We start from the raw sequence: 292 nt of genomic DNA, 5'->3' as shown, positions 1-292 counted from the left end.
TCATAATCTTAAACAAGAATTGGTAAAAGAAAAACTCTTTAAGTTTGAATGTTACGGTCTTACTCAAAGTCTTTATCGTCCTTTTACAAAACAGTGGATTTATTACAATCGCATCTTTAACGATGGGGTTTATCAAATGCCTCGTATATTCCCGATAGGACAAGCGGTTAAAAATCAAGTAATACAAGTTTCTACCATAGGGGCAAGAAGTGGTTTTTCTGTACTGATGACTAATACTTTGCCTAACCATGATGCATTAGATAAAGGTCAATGTTTTCCACGCTATATTTAT

At 33.6% G+C, this 292-nt stretch carries 1 protein-coding gene; it reads left to right on the top strand.

Annotated elements, in window-relative coordinates:
• Positions 1 to 292 (top strand): type ISP restriction/modification enzyme (locus BN338_RS12505; RefSeq protein ID WP_039762483.1); only part of this gene is annotated, 292 nt, incomplete at both ends.

Source organism: Bartonella queenslandensis AUST/NH15 (assembly GCF_000312585.1).
GTDB lineage: Bacteria > Pseudomonadota > Alphaproteobacteria > Rhizobiales > Rhizobiaceae > Bartonella > Bartonella queenslandensis_A.
This window is presented reverse-complemented; position numbering and strand designations above follow the sequence as displayed.